This is a genomic window from Mesobacillus sp. (assembly GCF_057785455.1).
The window spans coordinates 111,059-117,474 of sequence record NZ_JBYNSB010000031.1 but is presented as its reverse complement, the minus strand read 5'-3'; the positions used below and the strand labels follow the sequence as shown (position 1 = coordinate 117,474).

At 44.6% G+C, this 6,416-nt stretch carries 7 protein-coding genes, 1 rRNA gene and 1 riboswitch; of the genes, 7 read left to right on the top strand and 1 reads right to left on the bottom strand.

Going from position 1 to position 6,416, the window contains the following annotated elements; genetic code table 11:
- Nucleotides 1-105, top strand: a 5S ribosomal RNA gene (gene rrf, locus AC3EBE_RS12535); the annotation flags it as partial.
- A gap of 247 nt (nt 106-352) precedes the next feature.
- The gene (locus tag AC3EBE_RS12530) at nt 353-844 is read left to right on the top strand and encodes a hypothetical protein (protein ID WP_488595371.1); all 492 of its coding nucleotides are present in this window, start codon (nt 353-355) and stop codon (nt 842-844) included.
- Nucleotides 845-1,041: 197 nt separating this feature from the next.
- On the opposite strand, the gene AC3EBE_RS12525 is transcribed toward AC3EBE_RS12530, so the two are convergent.
- Entirely contained in the window at nt 1,042-1,809 is a 768-nt protein-coding gene (locus tag AC3EBE_RS12525) for a DeoR/GlpR family DNA-binding transcription regulator (protein WP_488595370.1), read from the bottom strand.
- 281 nt (nt 1,810-2,090) lie between these two features.
- On the opposite strand from AC3EBE_RS12525, the gene AC3EBE_RS12520 reads away from it, so the two are divergent.
- The 5 genes from AC3EBE_RS12520 (at nt 2,091) to purB (ending at nt 6,166) form a co-directional block, all read left to right on the top strand.
- Nucleotides 2,091-2,633, top strand: coding sequence for a DUF2179 domain-containing protein (locus AC3EBE_RS12520; protein WP_488595369.1), 543 nt, complete (start codon nt 2,091-2,093; stop codon nt 2,631-2,633).
- The gene (locus tag AC3EBE_RS12515; protein ID WP_488595368.1) at nt 2,630-2,836 is read left to right on the top strand and encodes an NETI motif-containing protein; all 207 of its coding nucleotides are present in this window, start codon (nt 2,630-2,632) and stop codon (nt 2,834-2,836) included. The genes AC3EBE_RS12520 and AC3EBE_RS12515 overlap by 4 nt, the downstream gene beginning before the upstream one ends.
- A 161-nt stretch (nt 2,837-2,997) precedes the next feature.
- Nucleotides 2,998-3,099: riboswitch (purine riboswitch) on the top strand.
- Between the two features lie 142 nt (nt 3,100-3,241).
- Nucleotides 3,242-3,730 carry a 5-(carboxyamino)imidazole ribonucleotide mutase gene (gene purE, locus AC3EBE_RS12510; protein ID WP_488595367.1) on the top strand — a complete coding sequence of 163 codons (489 nt, stop codon included), beginning with the start codon at nt 3,242-3,244 and terminating at the stop codon, nt 3,728-3,730.
- Nucleotides 3,717-4,877: a 5-(carboxyamino)imidazole ribonucleotide synthase gene (gene purK / locus AC3EBE_RS12505; RefSeq protein ID WP_488595366.1), complete on the top strand. Its 1,161-nt coding sequence runs from the start codon at nt 3,717-3,719 to the stop codon at nt 4,875-4,877. The genes purE and purK overlap by 14 nt, the downstream gene beginning before the upstream one ends.
- Nucleotides 4,874-6,166: an adenylosuccinate lyase gene (gene purB / locus AC3EBE_RS12500; protein ID WP_488595365.1), complete on the top strand. Its 1,293-nt coding sequence runs from the start codon at nt 4,874-4,876 to the stop codon at nt 6,164-6,166. Before purK ends, purB begins: the two co-directional genes overlap by 4 nt.
- Nucleotides 6,167-6,416 lie beyond the last annotated feature (250 nt).

Below are 6,416 nucleotides of genomic sequence, written 5' to 3'. Positions count from 1 at the left end.
TGGCGAGAAGGTCACACCCGTTCCCATACCGAACACGGAAGTTAAGCTTCTCAGCGCCGATGGTAGTTGGGGGTTTCCCCCTGTGAGAGTAGGACGCCGCCGGGCAAATGAAAGAACAGCTGATATGGCTGTTCTTTTTTTATGTTCTTTTTTAAAAGATCAATGTTGTGCATTAGGCTCTCAAAAAGTTTCTATTACTTAATTAGCAGCAATAAAACATACATTAAGTCAGTCTCTATTTTGAGATGGAATGGTATGATACATCAATACTGAGTGAAGTTTAAGTAAATAGTAATCAGCGAAATCAGGATTAAAACTATTACTAGGTAATAATAAGGAGAGTTCTTATCGAATGTGTGGCTTCTTAATCAGAACAAAATTAATTAAAGATGATTTAAAAGGAATTGCGAAACTGATGTACCAGGATGTCTCAAATGATGAGTGGGACAAAGAGAATTTGACCAAAAGAAACTTGGATTTCACTGTTGAGAGCGTTAGGTATATTGATATGTATACAGAAAGATTACTGAATACGAAATCGGGAGCAGAACTGCTTGATAACCATTTTAATAATTTTATGTTTCGTATAGGTGCTTATCTTGGTGAAGTTATTAAAACTAGTCTCAGGCAAGATTATTATTGGTATGAATTTGACTCAGTATACAATTATTCACATAAGCTGGATGGGGTGGGCAGCATTATCTATTCGCCCAATGTCCTGTATTCAAAAAAGAGGGATATTGTTATTTTGCCATTGAATGTGGTCTCGGAATTCTTGAGCGGAAACTCTTCATATTCTAATTTCCTAAGTTATGTAGAAGAGATGATAAGGAAGAATTCTTAAATATTCCTACAATATGATTGATCTGTGACTCTTTCAATAACACCAAGGTGAATCGGTGAGGCTTTGGGGATGCTCACTGCCTGCTTAGAGAAAGCGAGCATCCTTCCGCTATAACTATGTTAATGCCGATATAAGCTTTTCATTTTTAACAATGTAATGCTTCCTTCTGTAAAACAAACTCCCATCCTCCTTTTCAATCAATTCGATGCTATCAATACCTCAACACCATTCGCTTTTAACTGGTCAACCTGTTCGCTGGTCGTTTCTTCATCGGTTATGATGATGTTTAGCTTTTTAACTGGGTACATCCCGGAAAACATATCATTTCCTATTTTAAAATGCTCTGCCAGGGCTATAATTCTTCTGGAATTGTTATAAACGGTCTTGTGGAAAATGGCGACTTCTGGTGTCGCTGTGCTCAGGCCTTTTGCAGAAATGGCTCCAGCGGTTGCGAAGCATAGGTCGACGGTAAATTGGCGGGCGAACTCGTTTGCTAGCGCATCTGTGATATTCCCTGAATTTTTTACTTTGCCTCCTATGATATAGGTCTGTATATTGTCAAAGTTTCTGAGGTGATAAGCGATCTCTACAGAGTTTGTCAGGACGGTAAAGGCGAATTCTTTTGGCAGGTATTTAAGCATGACGTAGTGAATGGATGCACCGCCTATAAAGACAGTCTGGTTTTCCTTAATATAGGAAGCAGCCAGCTTTGCAATTGCGTTTTGGTATTCATCACTGCCTTCCCCGTAGCGTTCAGAGGGAGGACGGGCCATCATTCTTACGCTGGTGGCCGGGATTGCCCCGCCATGGGTTCTTTTTAAAAGTCCCTGCTCTTCCATAATCGTTAGATCCCTTCTAATTGAATCAATCGACATTTCAAACTTGCTTGCCAGGTCCTTCGCCAGAACCCGGCCGCTCTGCTCAAGCATCTTTAAAATTTCCTGCCTTCTCTCATCTGAAAACATACTAATCACTCCTAATGTTAAAATTTGGTTCCTTTACGTATTATTTCATGTTTATTCACGTATTGTCAATAATTAGTTAATGTTTATTCTTTTTTATGCTGTTTTGTTCACGAATCACTTAAAAATCTTTGGTTAATAAATATTAAAGTTTCAAAAATCTCCATAGAGGAAAACCTTTAAGAAAGCACATCTTTTTCGTGATTTTTATGAACATCCTTTACAATGGATTGGATTAATGGGAATATTAAGGCTTATTAGAAGAGATGTCTGGAGGTTTTTTTATGCTGGAGAATAGTTTTGTCATGGTAGCCATCATCCTAATAATCAATATTGTGTATGTGTCATTTTTTACGATCAGGATGATCCTGACGCTGAAAGGGCAGCGATATCTTGCTGCTGGGCTTAGTACGATTGAAGTCGTTATTTATGTGGTCGGGCTTGGATTGGTCCTCGAAAATTTGAATGAGATACAGAATCTGATTGCATATGCTGTGGGGTATGGAATCGGGGTCATTGTCGGTATGAAGATTGAAGAAAAGCTTGCGCTTGGTTATATTACGATCAATGTGATTACGAAAGAGTATGACTCGGACCTGCCAAAGGCTTTGCGTGAAAAGGGATACGGTGTGACCGATTGGGCTGCGCATGGCCTTGAGGGTGACCGGATGGCGATGCAGATCCTGACGCCAAGGAAGTATGAGCTGAAGCTGTATGAGACGATTAAGGAACTGGATCCGAAGGCCTTTATTATTGCATATGAACCAAAAGCAATTCACGGTGGTTTCTGGGTTAAAACGGTACGAAAAGGAAGGTTGTTTTCATGAGCAAGGATAGTAAAAAGAAACGGATGTATGAAGTCGGTGAAAATGAATCGATTGATGATTGCCTCAATAGAATGAAGAAGGAAGGCTATGCACCTGTCCGCAGGATGGAAAAGCCAATCTTCAAGGAAGTCGAGAAAAACGGAGCAGTAGAATACGAGCCAGCTGGAAGGCAGATTTTGTTTGAAGCAAAACCAGTTGAGTAAGTTAGTGGTTGGATTGGTTTAGTAGAGTGACGCATTAACGCACCGGGGGTCTGACCCCCGGTGCGTTAATGTGTTAAAGCCGAACGATATGTGTTTTTAATCTTTAAATGTTCGATTATTAATTGACAAGAATCTGAAATGCTTGTTAATATGGAGTTGTTGATAGCGAATAGTTTTTCCCTCGTATAATAATGGGGATATGGCCCATGAGTCTCTACCCGGCTGCCGTAAATTGCCGGACTATGAGGGGAAGTAGTTTTTGAAGTGAAGGGATAGGGATCTTATTCTAATGAGTAGGGATTTCTTTGCGCATGCACCCGGACGGACTACTTTCTCTTCTGTATGTAGAGAGAGTAATCTATCCGGGTTTTTTGTTTTGATACTCCACACAGGGAGGTTAGACTTATGAGTGCATCTGTTGCGGTCATTATGGGGAGCAAATCGGATTGGGAAACGATGAAGCATGCTTGTGACATTCTTGATCAATTAGAGATTTCATACATAAAGAAAGTTGTTTCGGCCCATCGTACGCCAGACTTGATGTTTGAGTTTGCGGAGGGTGCAAGGAATGCAGGGATTAAGGTGATTATCGCAGGAGCAGGCGGGGCAGCGCATCTGCCTGGGATGGTTGCGGCAAAGACGACATTGCCGGTTATCGGTGTGCCGGTACAGTCGAGGGCGCTGAATGGCCTTGACTCACTGCTGTCGATCGTCCAGATGCCGGGCGGTGTTCCGGTGGCTACTGTTGCTATTGGAAAAGCAGGGGCGACGAATGCCGGGCTTCTGGCGGCCCAGATGCTTGGCGCTTATGATCATCAGGTTGCTGAAAGGCTTGAGAGATTAAGGGAAGAAACCAAAATGTCAGTGATGGAAAGCAGTGATGAGCTTGTCTAAATTAATTTTACCAGGACAGACGATCGGCATTATCGGCGGGGGCCAGCTTGGCAAGATGATGGCCCTTTCGGCAAAAGCGATGGGCTTCCGGGTGGCTGTGCTTGATCCTACAGAGGATTGCCCGTGCGGCCAGGTAGTAGATCAGCAGATTGTCGGCGGCTACGATGATCTTGAAAAAATCGAACAGCTATCGAAAGTCAGTGATGTCATCACCTATGAGTTTGAAAATATCGACGCAGATGCGCTCGGATGGCTTGATAAAAATGCCTATGTACCTCAGGGAACTGAATTGCTGAGGATTACTCAGGACAGGATAGAAGAGAAGCAGCATATCCAGGAAGCTGGTGTACGGGTGGCACCGTATGCGGTCGTGACCGAAACGGAGGACGTAGCTGATGGAATCAAAAAGCTTGGCATGCCGGCAGTCCTTAAAACAGCTCGCGGCGGCTATGACGGCAAGGGGCAGCTTGTCATAAGAGCGGCAGAGGACATCGCGATTGCTGAGACGCTGGTCAGCCAGGGCCGATGTGTGCTTGAACAATGGATCGAGTTTGAAAAAGAAATTTCGGTAATCATCACACGCAGCACGACAGGAGAGACCGTTGTTTTTCCGGTGGCAGAAAATGTTCATCAGGACAATATCCTTCACCAGACGATCGTGCCAGCGCGCATCAGTCAGCATGCTGAGGAAAAAGCGATTGTGGCTGCAAAACAAATTGCATCCTCGCTTAATTTAGTTGGAACACTAGCCGTTGAGATGTTCTTAACAAAAGATGATGAAATTTATATAAATGAACTGGCACCGAGGCCGCATAATTCAGGCCATTACAGTATTGAAGCGTGTGAAACTTCTCAGTTCGAGCAGCATGTAAGGGCAGTGTGCGGATGGCCGCTGGGCAGCACAGAACTATTGAAGCCTGCGGTTATGGTCAATATCCTTGGCGAGCACCAGCAGCCATTGCTTGAAAGGATTTCCGATTTGAAGGATTGGAAAATTCATTTATACGGCAAAAAGGAAGCAAAATACAAACGCAAAATGGGGCATGTGACCCTTTTACGGGAAACAGTTGAGAAAGCGCTGGAAGAAGCGGAGCAAAGCGGAATCTGGGAAGGCGCGGCAGAAATGATCGGAGGACATAGAAAATGATAGATCGTTATACAAGACCGGAAATGGGAGCAATTTGGACGGAGGAGAATCGCTTTAAGGCGTGGCTTGAGGTTGAGATCCTTGCTTGTGAAGCATGGGCTGAGCTTGGCGAGATTCCTAAGGAGGATGTGCAAAAGCTCCGTGAAAATGCCTCTTTCGATATTGACCGGATTAAAGAGATTGAGGAAGAGACACGCCATGATGTCGTTGCTTTTACAAGAGCGGTGTCTGAGACATTGGGCGAAGAGCGTAAATGGGTTCACTACGGCCTGACTTCTACAGATGTTGTCGATACAGCCTTGTCCTATGTGTTGAAGCAAGCGAATCAGATCATTCAAAAGGATCTTGAGAATTTCATTGAGATTTTAGCAAATAAAGCGAAGGAACATAAATACACCGTCATGATGGGACGCACGCACGGTGTCCATGCTGAGCCGACGACGTTTGGCCTGAAGCTGGCGCTTTGGCTGGAGGAAATGCGACGCAACCTGGAGCGCTTCAAAATGGCTGCTCGTGATGTTGAGTTCGGCAAGATTTCCGGCGCGGTTGGAACATATGCCAATATCGACCCATTCGTTGAAGCCTATGTTTGTGAAAAGCTGGGGCTTCAGCCTGCACCGATTTCAACGCAGACGCTGCAGCGTGACCGCCATGCTTTTTACATGTCGTCACTTGCATTGATTGCGACTTCGATTGAAAAATTCGCGGTTGAGATTCGCGGACTGCAGAAGAGTGAAACGCGTGAAGTTGAGGAGTTTTTTGCGAAGGGGCAGAAGGGTTCATCAGCAATGCCTCACAAGCGCAACCCGATTGGTTCTGAAAATATGACGGGGATGGCAAGGGTCATCCGCGGCTATATGGCAACAGCGTACGAAAACGTGCCGCTATGGCATGAGCGCGATATTTCGCATTCTTCGGCGGAGAGAATCATTCTTCCGGATGCGACGATTGCCTTGAATTATATGCTGAACCGCTTTGGCAACATCGTGAAGAACTTGACGGTGTATCCAGAAAATATGAAGCGCAACATGGACCGCACACTTGGGTTGATTTATTCCCAGCGCGTGCTTCTTGCTCTGATCGATAAGGGCATGTCACGCGAGGAAGCGTATGACACTGTCCAGCCTCGTGCGATGGAAGCATGGGAAAAACAAGTGCAGTTCCGCAACCTGATTGAAAATGATGAGAAAATCGCCGGGCTGTTAAATGAAGCGGAAATCGATGATTGCTTTGATTATAACTACCATATCAAGCATGTGGATATGATTTTTGAAAGACTTGGGCTTTAATACGGACGGGCAAGAGATTCTTGCCCTTCTTTTAAATGTTAAGAAAAGTGTAGAAGTTTAACTTCGAGAATTGTCCAGTTCCAGCGCCTAGCCCCTCGAGTACCTTCGGTCCTTCCGATGAAGTCAAAGAACGACTTCTTCGTTCGGCCGTCCGACGGACAGGAAGTCCTAGTGCCGACGTTGCCACAGGAAGTGGCGAATTTAGTCGGCCAGCGCTTGTCGGGGCTGACCAAGGCGCTTACACTTTTCG

Coding starts and splice junctions, on each gene's coding strand:
- purE (WP_488595367.1), top strand. CDS start 3,242: ATGAGTGCATCTGTTGCGGTCATTATGGGGAGCAAATCGGATTGGGAA.
- AC3EBE_RS12520 (WP_488595369.1), top strand. CDS start 2,091: ATGCTGGAGAATAGTTTTGTCATGGTAGCCATCATCCTAATAATCAAT.
- AC3EBE_RS12525 (WP_488595370.1), bottom strand. CDS start 1,809: ATGTTTTCAGATGAGAGAAGGCAGGAAATTTTAAAGATGCTTGAGCAG.
- AC3EBE_RS12515 (WP_488595368.1), top strand. CDS start 2,630: ATGAGCAAGGATAGTAAAAAGAAACGGATGTATGAAGTCGGTGAAAAT.
- purK (WP_488595366.1), top strand. CDS start 3,717: ATGAGCTTGTCTAAATTAATTTTACCAGGACAGACGATCGGCATTATC.
- purB (WP_488595365.1), top strand. CDS start 4,874: ATGATAGATCGTTATACAAGACCGGAAATGGGAGCAATTTGGACGGAG.
- AC3EBE_RS12530 (WP_488595371.1), top strand. CDS start 353: ATGTGTGGCTTCTTAATCAGAACAAAATTAATTAAAGATGATTTAAAA.